We start from the raw sequence: 17,500 nt of genomic DNA on the forward strand, positions 1-17,500 counted from the left end.
CGCCGCGGCAGCCGTCTGGCTGGTGTGAGATCACGCAGGAGAGCACCGGACGAGCTGGACGAGGAACGCCTCCTCCGGCTGGTGGCCAAGGGTGACCGAGGGGCGTTCGACGAGTTGTACCGGCGTACGTCGCCGTGGTTGGCGGTGCGGTTGCGCCGCCGCTGCGCGGACGAGCAGATCGTCGCCGAGGTCATGCAGGAGACCTATCTGGCGGTGTGGCGCGCGGCGGGCGCGTTCGCCGGGAGCGCGGTCGGCGGGTCGGCCGTCGGATGGCTGTGGACGATCGCGGCGCGCCGCCTCGTCGACGCGTTCCGGCGCCGGGCCCACCACGCCGAGCCGCCGGTCGCCGCCGCCGAGCGGGCGGTGGTGCCCGCGGCGGAGGACGAGGCGCTCGCCGGCACCGTCGGCGGCGATGTCGGTGACGCCCTGCGGCAACTGGCCCCGGAACTCCGCCAGGTGCTGCAGGCCATGGTGCTGGACGGCCTCTCCGTCCGGGAGACCGCCGTCCTGCTCAGACTGCCCGAAGGCACGGTCAAGACCCGCGCCCGCCGGGCCCGGATCGCGATGCGGGAGGCGCTGGCATGAGCGCGGAACAGGCGTCACACGAATCACACGCGTCGACGCGGTTGATCGACGCGTACGCACGGGGTGACACGGAGATCGCCGCGGACACGCTGTGGGCGCTGGAGGCCCATCTGGAGGCGTGCGCGCCGTGCCGCGGCCGGCTGGCGGCCTCCGTGGCCACCGGGGCGCCCGGCGTCGCCGCGCTCGTCGACACCGTCCGGGCGAGTCTGGAACCGCGGTTGGACGCGGCCGTCCCTATGCCCTCGCGGCGCTACCGGCCGCGGTGGGTGTCGGCCTGGGTGACACCGGTCATGGCCCCGTGGCTGGCCATGATCGTCGCGGTCGTGGCGGTGGCGCTGCTGCTGGACGCGGTCGGGTCCACGGCCTTCGGCGCCGCCTCACCCGAGTTGCTGATCGCGCCGGTGCTGCCGCTCTGCGCTGTCGCCGCATCGTGGTCGCGCGGCCTGGACCCGGCGCACGAACTGACGGCCTCGACCGCCCGGGCCGGGCTGCCCCTGCTTCTGCGACGCACCACCTCGGTGCTCGCCGTGGTCCTTCCCGTGCTCCTGGTGCAGGGCTGGCTGACCGGGGCCATGACGGTCGCGCAGTGGCTGCTGCCCTCGCTGGCCTTCACCGCCACCGCCCTGGCGCTGGGCAGCTTCGTCGGCGTGACCCGTGCCGCCGCCGGGCTGGTGGTCGCGTGGGGCGTCGTCCTCGCGGCACCCGCGTGGGACGCCGGCCGCGTCCCCGTCCTCCTGCGGCCGGACCAACTGCCCGTGTGGGGAGCGCTCCTGGTGCTCGGCATCGGCGCCGTGATCGCTCGCAGACGCGCGTACTCAAGCCTGTGAAACCATCGTTGACCCTAGAGAGGGACCACCGCATGACCTCCGCGACGAGCGTGGCCGACACCGCGCCGAAGACCTACGCCTGGGAGATCCAGGCCACCGGCCTGAAAGTACGGGCCGGACGCAGGAAGATGGCCGTCGACGGGCTCGACCTCTCGCTCGGCACCGGCGCCCACGGCCTGTTGGGGCCCAACGGGGCGGGAAAGACCACCCTGATCCGGGCCCTGGCCACCGTGCTGCGCCCCGCCGAGGGAGAGCTGCGACTGTGCGGCACCGCCATGAGCGGGCTGGGCGACCTGCGGGCGCTGCGCCGCCGGATCGGCTACCTGCCGCAGGAGTTCGGCTACTACAAGCGCTTCACGGTGCGCGAGTTCGTCGAGTACATGGCCTGGCTGAAGGAGGTCCCGAAGGCGGAGATCCCCGCGGCCGTCCAACGCGCCGTGGAACGGGTGGGCCTGGCCGACCGCGCCGACCACCGGATGAAGACCCTGTCCGGCGGCATGGTGCGCCGTGCCGGCATCGCCCAGGCCATCGTCAACGACCCCACCCTGCTGCTGCTGGACGAGCCGACCGCCGGCCTGGACCCGGCGCAGCGGCTGCGCTTCCGCGAGCTGCTGCAGGAACTGGGCCGCGACGCCTGCGTGGTGGTCTCCACCCACCTGGTCGAGGATGTCGCGGCCGCCTGCTCCGATGTGGTGCTCTTCGCCGACGGCCGCCTCGTCTTCCAGGGCACCCCGGAGGTCCTGGCCGCGGCGGGCGGCTCCGAGTACCCGGGCGACAGCCCCCTGGAGCGCGGCTACTCGGCGCTGCTCCGCACCTCCGAGTCGCAGGGCGGTGCCTGGTGAACGGGCGGGTGCTGAGGATCGAGCTGAAGCGCTCCGCCGCCCCGTGGGTCGGCCTCGTGATCCTGGGAGGCAGCCTGGCGTTCCTCTACCTGGTCCACGGACTGTGGTGGTACGGCACCACGGCATGGACGGCCCAGTGGACGTCGATGGCGCTGACCACCCGGTGCGTGCTGGCCTACGGGTGGCCGCTCGCGGTGGGCCTCGGGGCCCTGCACGGGCTGCGCGACTCCCGCTCGCGGATGACCGAACTGCTGACCAGCACGCCGCGACCGGCCTGGCGCCGGGCGGCGCTGCCGGCCGGCGCGACGGCGATCTCGCTGGCGGCGGCCTTCGGCCTGCTCGTCCTGTGGGGCGCGGTCCAGGTGGCGCTCGGTAGCGCCACCTACCTGCCCCTCGGCTGGCTGCCGATCTCGCTGGTGGCGGCACTGGCCCTGGTCGCGGGGGCCGTGTTCGGCATGGGCGTCGCCCGGGCCCTGCCCTCCGTGCTCACCCCGCCGCTCCTGGTGGTGGTCTTCCTGATGATGACCGTCCTGCTCCGGCAGACCACGGAGAGCGCGCTGCCGTCGGGCTTCGCGCCGAACCGGCTCGCCCTGCTGTCCCCCGTGACCGAAATGCCGCGGGAGCTGCTGCTGACCCTGTCCGGTGCCGTGGACCTCGGCCAGACGCTCTGGCTGCTGGGCCTGCTCGCCACCGGCTTCGCGCTGCTGTCGGCCGCGACCCGCCGGGCCCGGCTGCTCGCGGTGGTCCCCGTCCTGGCCGGCGCGACCCTGGCGCTGCTGATCCTCCCGGCCGCCGCGCGCGACAGCTACGTCGTCGACAAGGCCGCGGCCGCCCTGGTCTGCGACGGACCCGTGTGCGTGACGCAGGTGCACCGCTCCCGCCTGCCCGAGCTCGCGCCGCGCGGCAAGGAGGCGCTGCGCCTGCTGCACGACGCCCTGGGCGACCAGGCGCCGACCTCGGTGCGCGAGGAGACCGCGCTGCGCACGATCGCCGACGAACGCCAACTCTCCGCCGGCGTGGTGCTGATCGACTTCGACGACCCGCTGATCACCCGTGCGACGGGGGCGGATCTGACCCGCCTGCTGGTCGCCCAGGGCCTGGCGCCGAACTGCGAACCGCGCACCTTGTGGGAGGGCGGGGGGCTGGTCGACGTCCCCGCGCAGAGCATCGCCGCGAGTTGGGCCCTCGGCGATCACCAGCTCGAACCGCTGCAGAAGCCGGAGACCGACGTGTACTCGCAGCGCACCTGGGCGAACGCCGAAACCGCCTGGGAGAAGCTGACGGCCCTGCCGCCGGCCGAACAGCGCTCGCGGATCGCCCGGACGCATGCCGCCGCGCTCTCCTGCGAGAACGAGCTCGCGGCGCTGACCGGGGAGGCATCCTCATGAGATGGCTGATGCTGTACGCGCGTTCGCGGCAACTGCCCACCTCGGGCGCCGCGGTCACGCTCGTCGCGCTGGCGGTGTGGGCCCTCGCCCAGGGCAGCGGCAAGGGCCCGGCGGACCTGACGATCGCGCTCCTGGTTCTCGCCACGAACGTGGCGGTCGCCTCCGTCGGGCTCGGCGGGCAGGATGCCGCGCTGGAGAGTACGGCCGCGATCCGGTGGCTGCCCCGGCGGGCGGCGCACGTGCTGCTGATCGGCGCGGTCGCCGGGGCGGCGCTGCTCGCGGTCCAGGCGGCCGGGCCCGAGCTCGCCCCGGCCGCGCTCGTCGTGCGGGACAGCGCGGGGCTGGTCGGCCTGGCCGCGCTCGGGGCGGTGCTGTGCGGGGCGCCGTTCGCCTGGACCCTGCCGACCGGCTGGCTCGCGTTCACCGTCGTCGTCCAGCCGCCGGGCGGCATCGCGGGAGAGGTGGCCTGCTGGATGATCTTTCCCCCGGGCACGGCGGCGGCCACCGTGACCGCGTCGGCCCTGCTGGCGACCGGCACCGTGCTGTACGCCGCCGCAGGGCCGAGAAGGTAGCTGTCGGCGTGTCGGACGGCCTGCCACTGGCCGGCCACTGGCCGGTGGGGACGGCCGGCTACTGGCCGGCGGCCGGCTTGGTGGCGAGGAGTGCCGGGATCTCGTCGGCGAGGTGCGGGCCGAGCTCGCCCCAGCCGTCCTTGTAGCCGTAGACGCCGGCCAGGGTGCGGGCCTCGTAGTCGCCGTTCATGATCTCGATGTCGTCGGCCGTGATGAGTGCCGGGTGGGCGACGCCGAGGGCCCCCGAGACCTTGATCAGTTCCCTGCGCAGGGCGCGCAGGTAGACGGCGGCCCGGGTGGCCTTCGAGGTCGGGTCGATGCCGCGGGCCAGCCACGGGTTCTGGGTGGCGACGCCGGTGGGGCACTTGTCGGTGTGGCACTTCTGCGACTGGATGCAGCCGATGGACAGCATCGCCTCGCGGGCCACGTTGATCATGTCGGCGCCCAGCGCGAAAGCGACCGCCGCGTTCTCGGGCAGGCCGAGCTTGCCGGAGCCGATGAAGGTCAGGTCGTCGGTCAGTCCCAGCTCGGCGAAGGTGCCGTAGACCCGGGAGAAGCCCATGCGGAACGGCAGCGACACCGAGTCGGTGAAGATCAGCGGCGCTGCCCCGGTGCCGCCTTCGCCGCCGTCGATGGTCACGAAGTCGACACCGCGGTCGCCGCGCGCCATCTGCGTGGCCAGCTCCTGCCAGAAGCCCAGCTCGCCCACCGCGCTCTTGATCCCGACCGGCAGGCCGGTCTCGGTGGCGAGCAGCTCGACGAAGTCGAGCATCGAGTCGACGTCGCTGAACGCGGTGTGCCGCGAGGGGGAGGCACAGTCCTTGCCGGCCGGGATGCCGCGGATCGCGGCGATCTCCGGGGTCACCTTCGCGCCCGGCAGCATCCCGCCCAGCCCCGGCTTGGCGCCCTGGGAGAGCTTGATCTCTATCGCCTTGACCGGGGCGCCGGCGACCGCGTCCTTGAGCTTGTCGAGGTTGAAGCTGCCGTCCTCGTTGCGGCAGCCGAAGTACGCCGTGCCGATCTGCAGGATGAGGTCACCGCCGTTGCGGTGGTACGGCGAGAGACCGCCCTCGCCCGTGTTGTGCATCGTGCCCGCCTGCGCCGCCCCCTTGTTGAGCGCCGTGATGGCCGCGCCGGAGAGCGATCCGAAGCTCATCGCGGAGATGTTCACCACGCTCGCCGGTCGGAACGCCTTGGCGCGCCCGCGCGGGCCGCCCAGCACCTTGGCCGAGGGCAACGGGGCCTGCGGGTCGTGCAGGTCGGGCAGCGCGCCGGCGAACGTGCGCTGCTTCAGGTAGGCGTGCCCCTGCACGTGCTCGACGTCGACGTCGGTTCCGAAGGCGAAGTAGTTGTTCTCCTCCTTCGCCGACGCGTAGATCCAGCTGCGCTGGTCACGACTGAACGGGCGCTCCTCCTCGTTGGAGGTCACGATGTACTGCCGCAGCTCCGGCCCGATCGTCTCCAACAGGTACCGGGCGTGCCCGACCACCGGGAAGTTGCGGAGCAGTGCGTGCCTCTTCTGGATGAGGTCGCGGGCAGCCAGAAGCGCCACCGCTGTCGCGGCGGCCGCGCCGATCCTCCGGGCGTGCATGAACGTTCCTCCTGGGTGCACGACTCCATCGGCGTGCGGTGGAGTCGCTGTGTCGTGTCGGGCGTTGGACGGCGGGCACACGACCAGGCGGGCATCAGCGTCCGTCGAAGAGTGCGGAACGATATTAGGAGGCCTCGCGGACGGGCGTGTCGCCAGGGGGCCGGTCCGCGCCGGGGACGGGTTCAGGGGCGCGCAGGGGCGATCAGTTGCTTTCGGTGGCGCGCAGCGGTGCGCAGCAGTACTCAGTGGCGCTCAGTGGCGCTCAGGGAGCGCTCAGCCGAAGAGCGGGCTGCGCGCGGTGCCGACCGGGGCGTTCGGGGCCGGGCCCGGTGGCACCGCCATCTCCGCGGCTCGGTGGCGCGCTACCGCTTCACCGCCCGCAGCACCACGAACTTCGGATTCCCGGCCACGGTCCGGCAGTTGCCGAAGAGTCGGCGGAGTCGGACGTGGTAGGCCAGGTGCCGGTTGCCGACCACCCAGAGCTCGCCGCCCTGGCGCAGGGCGCGGCGGGCGTCGGCGAACATCCGCGAGGCGGTGGCGTCGGTGGTCGCCTGGTGGGTGTGGAAGGGCGGGTTGGTGAGGACCAGGTCGACCGAGCCCGTGGGGACGTCGGCCAGCCCGTCACCGGCCTGGAAGTGGGCGACCGCGCCCGGCGGGGTGTTGGTCCGGAAGGTGGCCTCGGCGGAGGCGACGGCCGCGAAGGACTCGTCGATGAAGGTGACTTCGGCCGCCGGATTGGCCAGCGCGGCCGCCGTGCCGACCACGCCGTTGCCGCAGCCGAGGTCGACCACCTGCTCGCGGCCCTGACGGGCCGGCAGGTGCTCCAGGAGGAACCGGGTCCCGATGTCCAGGCGGTCGGCGCAGAAGATGCCGGCGTGGTTGACCACCGTCCGTCCGGAGACCGCGCCGATGCCGTCGGGCAGCGCGTAGCGCAGCGGCCAGGGGCTCGCGGCGGTGCGGGCGGGCGCCGGGGCGGGGGTGCTGAGGATCAGCCGGGCCTTGCGCACGGCGAGCGAGGTGCGGGTCGGGCCGACGAGCCGCTCGAAGAGCTGGAGGGTGGAGGTGTGGATCTCGGTGACCATGCCGGTGCCGATCACCACCGTGCCCGGGTGCAGCGCGGGGGCGAGGCGGTGCAGCTGGTCCTCCAGGAGGGCCAGGCTCTTGGGCACCCGGATGAGCAGGACGTCGATCCGCTCGGGCGGGGTGTCGGTGCCGGCCAGCAGCTGGACCGCCTCGGGGTCCAGCCCGTTGCGGACGAGGTTGGCGCGGGTGGCCTCCCGGGCGAGGTAGGAGTCGCCGAGCTGGACCAGGGTGGCCGCGGGGCTCGCCGACGCGGGGCTCGCGGCGGCGAGCGCCGTGGCCAGGGCCGTGGTCAGGGCGCCCCAGCGGTCGCCGAGGACGACGACGGTGCCGCGCAGCTCCACCGCGGCGCGGGGCGGGGCGGGCGCGTCGGCGGCCTCGGCGGGTTCGGCCGCCCCGGCAGTGCCGGCAGTGCCGGCGGTCCCGGCGGTCCCGGCCGCCGCTGGTGCGGCCGGCAGGTCCGGATCGCCGTGCAGGTGGCGCAGCAGGTACTCGTCGGCGGCATCCCAGGCGCGCAGCTGCTCGCGCGGATCCTCGGGGAAGCGGGTGAGTTGGAGGTCGCCCCATGATGTGGTGAAACGGTTCATTGTCCGCCCAGGCTAGCCGTTCGCGCCGGTCGGCGGCGCCCGCGCCCCGGACGGCGGCGCTCCGGTGCGGGGGCCGCGCCCCCGGCAGCGCGGGCCGGTGAGCTTGCCCGTGATTGCCGGGCCGGACTGCGAGGATCGACTGACGCTTTCTGATGATCCGTCACCAAGATTATGGAGAGGACGACATGATCCCCACCGGCCACAGCAGGGGCTTCGTCAAGAGCCGCCTGGAGCGCCTGCGCACCACGCTGACCGGCCACGTCGAGCAGGGCGGCGTGCCCGGGCTGGTCGCCCTGGTGGCGCGGGGCGACGAGGTGCACGTCGAGGCGCTCGGCGTCCGGTCGGTCGGCGGCGGACCGGTGACCCGGGACACGCTGTTCCGGGTCGCCTCGATGACCAAGCCGGTCACCGCGGTCGCCGCCATGATCCTCCTGGAGGAGTGCCGGCTCCGGCTGGACGACCCCGTCGACGAGCTGCTCCCCGAGCTGGCCGACCGCCAGGTGCTGCGGCACCTGGACGGGCCGCTGGACGACACCGTCCCGGCCCGCCGGTCGATCACCGTGCGCGACCTGCTCACCTTCCGGCTGGGGACGGGCATCGTGGCCGGCCCGCCCGGCGGCTACCCGATCCAGCGGGCGATGGCGGCCCTCGAACTCGGCCAAGGGCTGCCGAGCCCCGCCCTGGTGCCCGCGCCCGACGAGTGGCTGCGCCGGCTCGGCACCCTGCCGCTGATGTACCAGCCGGGCGAGCGCTGGGCCTACCACACCGGCTCCGACGTGCTCGGCGTGCTGATCGCGCGGGCCGTGGGCCGGCCGTTCGAGGAGTTCCTGCGTGAGCGGCTGTTCGCGCCCCTGGGCATGACCAGCACCGCGTTCTCGGTCACCCCGGACCGGCTCGACCGCTTCGCCACCGCCTACCGCGGCGACCCCGCCACCGGCACCCTGGCCGTCCAGGACGAGGCGGCGGGCGGCGGGTGGAGCGCTCCCCCGGCCTTCGCCTCCGGCGGCGCGGGCCTGGTCTCCACGGTGGACGACTTCCACGCCTTCAGCCGGATGCTGCTGGACGGCGGCCGGTACGACGGCGAGCGGATCCTCTCCCGCGCCTCGGTCGAGCTGCTGACCACCGATCAGCTGACACCCGAGCAGAAGGCGACCTCCGGCCTCGGCCCCGGCTTCTTCGACGCCCAGGGCTGGGGCTTCGGCGTCTCGGTGGCCACCCGGCGCACCGAACTCGGCCACCCGGTCGGTCAGTTCGGCTGGAACGGTGGCTTCGGTACCTCCTGGGCCGTGGACCCGGCGGACCGGGTGATCGGCGTGCTGCTCACCCAGCGGCTCTTCACCTCCGCGGAGGCGCCGCCGGTGGTCCAGGACTTCTGGACCTCGACCTACCAGGCGCTGGCGGACTGAGCGCCTGTCGCGGTGGAGGCCGGCGCGGGCGCGGGGCCGGCGCAGGCGCGGGGCCGGCGCAGGCGGCTCGGGGCTCGGGGCTCGGGGGCTCCTCACCTTCGGGGTGCGTCAATTCGGCAGGAGCAGGTTGACATCGCCGAACTCGTGCCAGAGGTATCGGGCGGCCAGCGCCTCGCGGTAGCAGAGGTGGAGCAGCGGCCGGCCGGCGACGGCTTCGAGCATCAGCAGGTGCGAGGCGCGTGGTTCGTGCCAGCCGGTGAGCAGTCCGTCGACGGCGCGGACCCCGCGGGCGGGGGTGACGACCAGGTCGGTCCAGCCGTCCGCGGCGCGGGTGCGGCCGTCCGGGCCGGTGGCGGATTCGAGTGCCCGCACGACCGTGGTGCCAACGGCGATGACCCGGCCGCCGGTGGCGCGGACATGGGCGACCAGGGCGGCGGTGGCCTCGGGGACCCGGAACCGCTCGGGGTACGGGGCCTCGTGGGCCTCCGGGGAGGCGACGCCGGTGTGCAGGGTGATCGGGGCGATCAGGATGCCGCGCGCGACCAGGGAGCTGACCAGGGCGGCGGTGAACGGGCGTGCCGCGCTGGGCATCTCGCTGCTGCCCGGCTCGGCGGCGAAGACCGTCTGGTAGGCGCTCAGCGGCCAGTCCCGGTCCACGTAGCCGTAGCGGATCGCCTTGCCGTGAGCGGCCAGGTAGGCGGGCAGCGGACCGGGCAGGGTGAGGCGGGCGTACCAGAGGCGCGGGGTGTACGCCGCCGTCAGGACGGCGCCGGCGCCGGCCGGCAGGCTCAGCCGCAGACCGGGCCTGGCCGGGTTGTCGGCGGGCGCGAGGTAGCTCGCGGCCTCGTCGGCGCGGCCGGGGCGGCGCAGCTCGACCAGGTGGGTGCCGTGGACCTCGGTGCGACCGGCGGGCGTGGGTGGGGCGGGGTGGGCGGAGGAGATGTGCAGGGTGATCGGAGCCCCGCCCGGGAGGCGGGCGGGCAGCGCGGCGGGGAGGGTGGCCGAGTTGTTGACCACCAGCAGGTCGCCCGGTCGCAGCACCTGGGCCAGCTCGGTGAACCGGTGGTGCGAGACGGTCGGCGCGGCGGACCGGTCACCCGCACCGCGTACACCGCCGCCACCGCCGCCACCACCACCACCGCCCCGGCCGACGAGCAGCCGCACCCCGTCGCGCCGCAGGCCGCGCGCCTCGGCCGGGGCGCGGGCGGAGAGTTCGGGTGGGACGGTGAAGTCCGGGCCGGAGGCGTCCAGGTCGGGGAGGGGTCGGCCGGGAAGGGGCCGGCCGGGGAGGAGGTCCGAGCTCATCTCAGACCCCGCTCCCGAGTGCCGCGTCGGCGAGCAGCGCGGCGGCGCGGTAGCGGCCGGAGGCCGGGCGGGTCCGCCACAGCGCGCGGAAGGCCGGGACCACCGTGGCGGGCAGCGGCAGTCCGGAGAGGTCGGCGTCCGGGAAGGCCTGCTGGTGCAGCCTGGTCCGCAGGTCGCCCGGGTCGACGGCCCAGACCCGCAGCTCCGGTTCCTCCGCGGCCAGGACGGCGGAGACGTGGTCCAGCGCGGCCTTGGCAGCGCCGTAGCCGCCCCAGCCCGCGTAGGCCTGGACCGCCGCGTCCGAGCTGATGTTGAGCACCGCCCCCTCGTGCTGGCGCAGTTGCGGCAGCAGCAGTTGGGTGAGGGCGATCGGGGCCAGGACGTTGACCTCGAAGGTCTCCAGCAGGTCGGGCAGCGGATAGGTGGCGAGCGACGGCAGTGGGTCCGCGTCCTCGTCCGCCGAGCCGTTGAGCGTGGAGGCGTTGTTGACCAGCAGCGAGGCACCACCCAACCGGGAGGCGGCGGCCGCGAGTTCGGCGCGGTGGTCGTCGTCCACCACCGAGCCGGCCAGTGCGACCACGGTGGTCAGCCGGCTCAGTTCGTCCTCGGCCGACGCCAGTTCGTCCGGGTCGCGGGCGGTGATCACCAGCTGCCGGCCCTCGGCGGCCAGCGCGCGGGCGAGTGCGAGCCCGAGGCCGCGGGAGGCGCCGGTGAGCACGGCGACGGAGGAGCGGGAGGCGGAGGAGCGGGAGGCGGAGGAGCGGGAGGCGGGGGTGCGTCGTGCGGTGTCCATGGGTGAACCCTCCCGCCGGGCACCCGGGGCCCGGATCAGGCCCGGGCCCCGGAGCTGAGGGTCCGATGGTCCTAGGACATTGGACCGTCCTAGGACGAACTGTTCCCCGTGGCGGCCCCGGAGTCGAGCGCCGCCAGCAACCGCTGGGCCAGCGGTGCCTGGTACGGGGAGAAGCGGGGGTTGAGCGCGAGCGCCTCGCGCAGGTCCGCGCGGGCGGCGTCGGTCCGGCGCAGCGCGGCCTCGACCGCGCCGCGGTGATAGGCGAAGAGTGGATTGTGCCAGTCGGTGGCCGCCGCCTGCCCGAGCAGGGCGATCGCCTCCTCGTCCTGGCCGGCCCGGTGCAGCGCCCAGCCGAGGGCGTCCGCCACCAGCACGCTCTTGCGCCGCTCCCACTCCGCACGCAGCAGGCGGACCGCGACGGCGGGGTCCGCGTGGTCGGCCTGGTAGAGCATCAGAGCCGGGTCCACCGCGCCACCGGCCGACTCCAGCAGCGTGACCTGACCGGCGAGCACGGCGAACTGGTCGGCGGCCTCGGTCTGCTGCCCCTGGGCGAGCCGCAACTCCGCGAACTCCAGCAGGAACTGCGGCAACGGCACCCGGGCCACCAGCTCCTGGTACTCCCGCAGCGCCTGGGCCGGCTGCCCGGTGGCGGCGAGCACCCGGGCCTGGCCGGCCCGGGCGTAGTAGTCATCGGGCGCGGCGGCCAGGGCGCGCCGGTAGTGCTCCGCGGCCTCCACCAACTGCCCGTGGTCCCAGGCGAGGTCGCCCAGGCGGTGCTCGCAGAAGGCGCTGTCCCCCGGGGTCTGGGCGCTGTCCAGGGCCCGCCGCAGCGCGATCCCCGCCTCCTCGGCCCGCCCGTGGGTCTCCAGGTCGTAGGCCGCCCGGGTCCAGCCCGGCACGGTGGGCGCCAGGTCGAGCAGGCGCTGCGCGGCGGCGGTGGCCGCGGGGTAGTCGCCGAGCTGGATCTCGGCGTCGGTCAGCACCAGGTAGCCGCTCGGGCGGTCCGGTGCCATCGCGGTGGCCCGCTGCCCGGCCTGCCGCGCCGCGCCGAAGTCGTGCCGTGCGTTGGCGAGCATGCCGAGGCCGACCAGGGCACCGTAGTTCTGCTCGGGCTTGAGTTCGAGCGAGCGCTGGAAGGCCCGTTCGGCGTCGGCGAGCGCGCCCGCGTCCAGCGTGAGCCGTGCCCGGTCGAGCTGGGCCTGCCCCAACTGCACCCAGACGTACGAGTCCTGTGGGCTCCCCTGGACAGCGGACCGCGCCGCCGCCAGCGGATCGGCGGCGGCCGGCGGCGGGGGCAGCGGCGCGGCTGCCCGGTCGGCGCCGAACGGCGCGAACGGACCGGCCGGGCCCAGCGCCAGCAGCCCGCCCGCGGCCGCCAGGGTCAGCACCGCCGCGCCCGCGACCCGGGCCGCCCAGCGCAGGCCGGACCGGCCCGGGGCGGCCGGGTCGGCCGGGGCAGCCGCGCGGACCGGCGCGCTCGAACCGGCCGCCGACCCGCTCGCCGTCCCGGCCGACCCAGCCGCCCCGGCCGCCAACCCCGCCGTCCCGGACGCCGATCGAGCCTGCGACCCGCTGCCGTCCACCGCGCCCGGCTCCGCCTGCCCCGGCCCGGCGCGGTGCTCGGCGGCGGCCGTCACGGCAGCGCGTGCGGCAGGTTGAGGTACGGGAAGGCGTCGGTCGCCGGCTTCGGCTGGAGGTCGAAGAGCGGTGCCGGCAGCAGCCCCGCGGCCGAGGGGCCGGCCGGCTCGCCCTCCAGCATCCGCAGCAGCGAGTTGTCGATCATGTCGTTGGGCCGCCGCCCGTTCGGGTAGCCCTGCAGGTCGCCGTCGAGCACCCCGAGCCGGTCGGGTGCGGCGCTCACCGGCGTGGTCAGGTTGAGCCGCAGCTCGTCCGCCCAGGCCAGCCTGTTCGGGTCGGCATCGGCGTTCATCGCCTGGGTGTTGAGGTCGAAGCCGAACTTGCTGCCGTTCGCCTTGCCGATGCCGCCGAGGAAGAGCGCCCGGATGTCGGTGCGCGGCGCGGCGGGGGCCGGGAAGTGGCCGGCCGCCTCGATCTTGTGCGGCGGGGCCGGGTCCAGCGTGGCGGCGAGGAAGTCCTGGTCGTCCTTGTCCTGGTCGGCGGGACGCCCGTTGAAGCGGTCCTCGGGGCCGCCGGGGGTGGCGGTACCGCCGAAGGTGCCCCAGAGGGCGAACATGATGTGCGGGTTGCCCAGCCGGCCGACCTGGCGGTAGGCCGCCTCCTGGGCGCGCAGGTCCTTGGCCAGGTTGCCGCCCGGACGCGACATGGTGGCCCAGACACCGACCACCGGGTTGCGCGCCGGGTCGCCGTTGAGCGCCAGCTCGCGCTTGGGCACCTGCAGGATCAGGCTGCTGACGTTGACCGCCGCCAGCGGGTTGGCGGCCGGCAGGTAGCCGGGGACGGGGCCGGCGCTGCCGAGGATGAAGTAGCCGAAGACCCGGGCGTCGGCCTGGAAGGACTCGGCGCTCTGGGTGGCGATCGAGCGGCCGCCGCCGGGGAGCCGGGTGGTGGCCTGATCGCGCAGTGCGCCGTAGTCGGGCATCAGGCCGGCGCTCTGCCGGGTCGGGGCCACCGGGGCGTCCTTGACCAGGGTTTCGGGCGCCTGCCCGGACCGGATCCGCTCCAGTGTGTAGTACTGGCGGTAGAGCAGCGTGGGGTCGGTCAGCGAGCGGACCGGGCCGGCCGCGATCGGGCCGGCGCCGAACAGCCGCCGGTCCTCGGTGCGGAAGGTCCAGCGGTAGGTCAGGTCGGAGCCGCCGTCACCGCGGCCGTCGACGTGGATCTCGTAGCGCGCGCCGCCGCCGGCGAAGGGGTAGTTGAGGCCGGGCGCGGCCGTGCTGCCGGGCAGCTGGATCGGCTGGACATCGGCGATGATCGTCGCCAGCTCCGGATTGTCCGGGCTGGTGAAGGCGTACACGTCGGTGAAGTTGGCCTGCGGGTCGGCGAGCACCCCGGGCGCGTCGAAGTGGCCGCCGGCCTGACTGGTGCCGAGGTAGGGGCCGGCCAGTGCGGCGGTGGTGAGCAGCGCCGTGGCCGCGGTGAAGGCGAGCCTCCGGCGGCGGGCGGGGGGACGGGGCATCGGCGGGCCTCCAGGGGCGCGGGAACGGGCAGCGGTTCGAATCGGCAGCACGGGAGCGGTACTTCAACAGGAAGTTCGAACACTTACTGTAGGCAGCAATGGATCACCCTTGGCCGACAACGCATTCCCATCGCTCGATCGAGTGTCACCCCTCCCCCGAACGGCGCAATTCGCTGGCTTCAACTCCCTTTCCTCCCCTATAGATTGCCTCACTTCGCGAACGAAGTACCAGGCTTTGCCGCAACCGGGAGATTTGACGATGCGTCTGTTCCGTACCCTTTCCGCGCTGGCCGTCGCGGGCACTCTCGCGCTGTCCACCGCCCCCGCCACCGCCGGCGCCGCGGCGCCCTCGGCGGCCACCGCCCCGGCGGCGTCCGCCGAGCACCGGGCGCCCGGGATCTACATCTCCCCCTGGGGCAGCGCCCACGTCCGGGTGAGCGCGGAGACCGCGGCCTGGCTGAGCACCAACGGCGTCAAGCTCGGCGCGATCGCGCCGTTCGTGATCGACCCGGACGGCCTGGGCTTCGACATGCCGATCGGCTCGACCGCCGGCGACCACATCGACGCGCAGGGTCGGATCTTCTACCCCGGCGGCATGACCCTCGACCAGGCGAGCACCGGCACCCACGTCGAGCTGGAGCCCACCTGGATCCGCCTCGTGCCGCAGCCCGGCTACTCCGCCGGTATCACCGTCAACGGCCAGAAGATCAGCGACGAGACGCTGATCGCCTACACCACCCCCGCGGAGGTGCTCGCCAACGGCCGCCCCACGCTGACCGGCTTCATGCTCGACCGGGTGCCCTTCCACGTCACCCCGGAGGCGGCCGCGCTCACCGCGCAGTGGTTCGGCGACGGCCTCAAGGCCGACTCGATGTTCGGCACGCTGACCCCGCGCTTCGACTACGTCCCGGCCTGACCTGACCTGCGCCCCGGCCGCGCGGGCAGCCGCTCAAGGCGCCCGCGCGGCCGGGGGTCCGGCGTCCGGCGCCTGACGGGGTCCGGCGTCCGGCGCCTGACGGGGTCTGGCGCCGGACGACCAGTGGGGCCAGAGTGGCGGCATGCAGACTCCACTGTCCGTCATGGACTTCCTCCACCGGGCCGAGTCGGTCTACGGGGACCGGATCGGGATCATCGACGAGCCGGATCAACCCGCTGAGTCCTGGGGTGAGTTGAGCTACCGCCGGGTGGCGGAGCTGGCCCGGGCGCAGGCCGCGGGGCTGGACCGGCTGGGCATCGGGCCCGGCGAGCGGGTGGCGGTCGTCTCGCAGAACTCGGCCCGGCTGCTCACCTCCTTCTACGGGGTCAGCGGCTTCGGCCGGGTGCTGGTGCCGGTGAACTTCCGGCTCAAGGCCGAGGAGGTCGCCTACATCGTCGAGCGGAGCGGCGCGAGCCTGCTGCTGGTGGACCCGGAGCTGGACCAGGCGCTGGCCGAGGTCACGTGCGCGCGCCGGTACGTGCTGGGCGCGGCGAGCGACGCCGAGCTGTACGACTTCGACCGCCAGCCCGCCGAGTACCCGGTGGCCGAGAACGACACCGCGACGATCAACTTCACCAGTGGAACCACCGCACGCCCCAAGGGCGTTCGGCTCACCCACCGGAACAACTGGCTGAACGCCACGCTGATGGCACTGCACTTCGGCGCGAGCGATCGCGATGTGTACCTGCACAGTCTGCCCATGTTCCACGCGAACGGCTGGGGGATGCCCTTCGGCCTGACCGGACTGGGCGCCCAGCACATCGTGCTGCGCAAGGTGGACGGAGCGGAGATCCTGCGCCGGGTCGAGCGGCACGGCGTGACCTTCCTCTGCGGGGCGCCCGCCGTGGTCGCCTCGGTGCTGGAGGCGGCGGCCGACTGGGCGGGGCCCGTCCCCGGGCGGGACCGGGTGCGGATCATCGTGGCCGGCGCGCCCCCGCCGAGCTCGGTGATCCAGCGGGTGGAACGGGAGCTGGGCTGGGAGTTCATGCAGATCTACGGGCTCACCGAGACCTCCCCCGTGGTCACGGTGAACCGCTCGCGCGCCGAGTGGGACGACCTGCCGCCCGCCGAGCGGGCCGAGAAGCTGGTGCGGGCCGGTGCGCCGGCGCTCGGCACCCAGCTGAAGGTGGACCAGCGGGGCGAGGTGCTGGTCCGCTCCAACACCGTGCTCGACAGCTACTGGGAGCGCCCGGACGAGACGGCCGCCGCGCTCCAGGACGGCTGGTTCCACACCGGGGACGGCGGCTCGCTGCGGGACGGCTACCTGACCATCTCCGACCGGAAGAAGGACGTGATCATCACCGGCGGCGAGAACGTCAGCTCGATCGAGGTGGAGGACGTGCTCTACGACCACCCGGCGGTCGCGGAGGCGGCGGTGATCGGGGTGCCGCACGAGAAGTGGGGCGAGACGGTCAAGGCCCTGGTCGTCCTCAAGCCCGGCGCGAATGCCGACCAGGACGAGCTGATCGCGCACTGCAAGGCCCGGGCGGCCGGCTACAAGGCGCCCACCAGCGTGGAGTTCCGCGACAGCCTGCCGCGCACCAGCACCGGTAAGCTGCAGAAGTTCCGGCTCCGCGAGCCGTACTGGGCCGGCCGCGAGCGCGGCGTCAACTGAGGAGGACCGGCCCGATGACCGACACCACCGCACTGTTGGCGGACCTGCGCGCGGAGGGCGACGAACTGGCCGCCCTGGTCGAGCCGCTGACCACCGAGGGCTGGGCCGACCCGACGCCCGCCCCGGGGTGGACCATCGCGCACCAGATCGCCCACCTGGCCTGGACGGACAGCTGGACCCTGCGCTCGGTCCGCGAGCCGGCCGGGTTCCAGCCGGCGGCGGCCGAACTGCTCACCGGGCAGGTCGCGTTCGAGGACGTCGTGGACCACGGCGCGGCGCAGGGCGCGGCACTGCCGCCGGCCGAGCTGCTGCACCGGTGGCAGGCAGGCCGGGCCGAGGTGCTCGCGGCACTGGCCGAGGTGCCCCCGGAGACCCGGCTGCCGTGGTTCGGGCCGCCGATGAAGGCCCCCTCGATGGCCACCGCCCGGCTGATGGAGACCTGGGCGCACGGCGAGGACGTGGCCGAGGCGCTCGGCGTCGCCCGTGAGCCCGGCCCGCGGCTGCGGCACGTGGCGCACCTGGGCGTGCGCACCATGGGCTTCGCCTTCGCGGCGCACGGGCAGCCGGTGCCGACCGAGCCGGTACGGGTCGAGCTGACCGGACCGGCGGGCGAGGCGTGGTCCTGGGGCCCCGAGGAGGCCGCCGACCGGATCAGCGGGCCGGCACTGGACTTCTGCCTGCTGGTCACCCAGCGGCGGCACCCGGACGACCTGGCACTGACGGTGACCGGCCCGGTGGCGCGGTCCTGGCTGCCGATCGCTCAGGTCTTCGCCGGTCCGCCGGGCGCCGGGCGGGCGCCGCGCGAGAACTGACAGTGCGTCAGGAGGGGCTGACAG

Annotated in this window: 15 protein-coding genes; 9 read left to right on the plus strand and 6 right to left on the minus strand. The window is 74.5% G+C overall.

Features of this window, described 5'->3' with window-relative positions:
* Positions 1 to 24 precede the first annotated feature (24 nt).
* From OG455_RS06655 to OG455_RS06675, 5 genes are read left to right on the plus strand one after another with little or no spacing between them, the layout of a single operon-like run.
* On the plus strand, positions 25 to 585 hold the full coding sequence (locus OG455_RS06655) for an RNA polymerase sigma factor (RefSeq protein WP_266291199.1): 561 nt from the start codon (positions 25 to 27) through the stop codon (positions 583 to 585).
* Positions 582 to 1,412 carry a zf-HC2 domain-containing protein gene (locus OG455_RS06660; RefSeq protein ID WP_266291200.1) on the plus strand — a complete coding sequence of 277 codons (831 nt, stop codon included), beginning with the start codon at positions 582 to 584 and terminating at the stop codon, positions 1,410 to 1,412. The genes OG455_RS06655 and OG455_RS06660 overlap by 4 nt, the downstream gene beginning before the upstream one ends.
* Before the next feature lie 32 nt (positions 1,413 to 1,444).
* Positions 1,445 to 2,254, plus strand: coding sequence for an ABC transporter ATP-binding protein (locus OG455_RS06665; protein ID WP_266291202.1), 810 nt, complete (start codon positions 1,445 to 1,447; stop codon positions 2,252 to 2,254).
* Positions 2,251 to 3,642, plus strand: a complete 1,392-nt coding sequence (locus OG455_RS06670) for a hypothetical protein (RefSeq protein ID WP_266291204.1) — start codon at positions 2,251 to 2,253, stop codon at positions 3,640 to 3,642. The genes OG455_RS06665 and OG455_RS06670 overlap by 4 nt, the downstream gene beginning before the upstream one ends.
* Positions 3,639 to 4,214 carry a hypothetical protein gene (locus OG455_RS06675; RefSeq protein WP_266291206.1) on the plus strand — a complete coding sequence of 192 codons (576 nt, stop codon included), beginning with the start codon at positions 3,639 to 3,641 and terminating at the stop codon, positions 4,212 to 4,214. Before OG455_RS06670 ends, OG455_RS06675 begins: the two co-directional genes overlap by 4 nt.
* A gap of 58 nt (positions 4,215 to 4,272) precedes the next feature.
* Here the strand turns inward: OG455_RS06675 and OG455_RS06680 are convergent, their stop codons facing one another.
* A complete protein-coding gene (locus OG455_RS06680) occupies positions 4,273 to 5,805 on the minus strand; it encodes an FMN-binding glutamate synthase family protein (protein WP_266291208.1) in 1,533 nt (510 codons plus the stop codon).
* A gap of 362 nt (positions 5,806 to 6,167) precedes the next feature.
* Positions 6,168 to 7,472, minus strand: coding sequence for a methyltransferase (locus tag OG455_RS06685; RefSeq protein ID WP_266291210.1), 1,305 nt, complete (start codon positions 7,470 to 7,472; stop codon positions 6,168 to 6,170).
* 185 nt (positions 7,473 to 7,657) lie between these two features.
* On the opposite strand from OG455_RS06685, the gene OG455_RS06690 reads away from it, so the two are divergent.
* Complete coding sequence (locus tag OG455_RS06690; RefSeq protein ID WP_266291212.1) at positions 7,658 to 8,878, plus strand: serine hydrolase; 1,221 nt, start codon at positions 7,658 to 7,660, stop codon at positions 8,876 to 8,878.
* Between the two features lie 108 nt (positions 8,879 to 8,986).
* Here OG455_RS06690 and OG455_RS06695 read toward each other — a convergent pair whose 3' ends face one another.
* From OG455_RS06695 to OG455_RS06710, 4 genes are all read right to left on the minus strand, one after another.
* Positions 8,987 to 10,183 (minus strand): S-adenosylmethionine:tRNA ribosyltransferase-isomerase, encoded by a 1,197-nt coding sequence (locus OG455_RS06695; RefSeq protein WP_266291214.1) that lies wholly within the window; start codon positions 10,181 to 10,183, stop codon positions 8,987 to 8,989.
* A 1-nt stretch (position 10,184) separates the two neighbouring features.
* The gene (locus OG455_RS06700) at positions 10,185 to 10,976 is read right to left on the minus strand and encodes an SDR family oxidoreductase (RefSeq protein WP_266291216.1); all 792 of its coding nucleotides are present in this window, start codon (positions 10,974 to 10,976) and stop codon (positions 10,185 to 10,187) included.
* Between the two features lie 89 nt (positions 10,977 to 11,065).
* Positions 11,066 to 12,613, minus strand: a complete 1,548-nt coding sequence (locus OG455_RS06705) for a lipopolysaccharide assembly protein LapB (protein WP_266291218.1) — start codon at positions 12,611 to 12,613, stop codon at positions 11,066 to 11,068.
* Positions 12,610 to 14,073 (minus strand): DUF4331 domain-containing protein, encoded by a 1,464-nt coding sequence (locus OG455_RS06710; protein ID WP_266291220.1) that lies wholly within the window; start codon positions 14,071 to 14,073, stop codon positions 12,610 to 12,612. The genes OG455_RS06705 and OG455_RS06710 overlap by 4 nt, the downstream gene beginning before the upstream one ends.
* Positions 14,074 to 14,332: 259 nt before the next feature.
* Here OG455_RS06710 and OG455_RS06715 point away from each other — a divergent pair, with 259 nt between their 5' ends.
* The 3 genes from OG455_RS06715 to OG455_RS06725 all read left to right on the plus strand — a co-directional run bounded on the left by OG455_RS06715 (position 14,333) and on the right by OG455_RS06725 (position 17,476).
* Complete coding sequence (locus OG455_RS06715; RefSeq protein ID WP_266291222.1) at positions 14,333 to 14,989, plus strand: hypothetical protein; 657 nt, start codon at positions 14,333 to 14,335, stop codon at positions 14,987 to 14,989.
* A 142-nt stretch (positions 14,990 to 15,131) separates the two neighbouring features.
* On the plus strand, positions 15,132 to 16,664 hold the full coding sequence (locus OG455_RS06720) for an AMP-binding protein (protein WP_266291224.1): 1,533 nt from the start codon (positions 15,132 to 15,134) through the stop codon (positions 16,662 to 16,664).
* Between the two features lie 14 nt (positions 16,665 to 16,678).
* Positions 16,679 to 17,476 carry a TIGR03084 family metal-binding protein gene (locus tag OG455_RS06725; RefSeq protein WP_266291226.1) on the plus strand — a complete coding sequence of 266 codons (798 nt, stop codon included), beginning with the start codon at positions 16,679 to 16,681 and terminating at the stop codon, positions 17,474 to 17,476.
* The last annotated feature ends 24 nt before the right edge of the window (positions 17,477 to 17,500 follow it).

The organism is Kitasatospora sp. NBC_01287 (assembly GCF_026340565.1).
In the GTDB taxonomy this organism is placed as follows: Bacteria; Actinomycetota; Actinomycetes; order Streptomycetales; family Streptomycetaceae; genus Kitasatospora.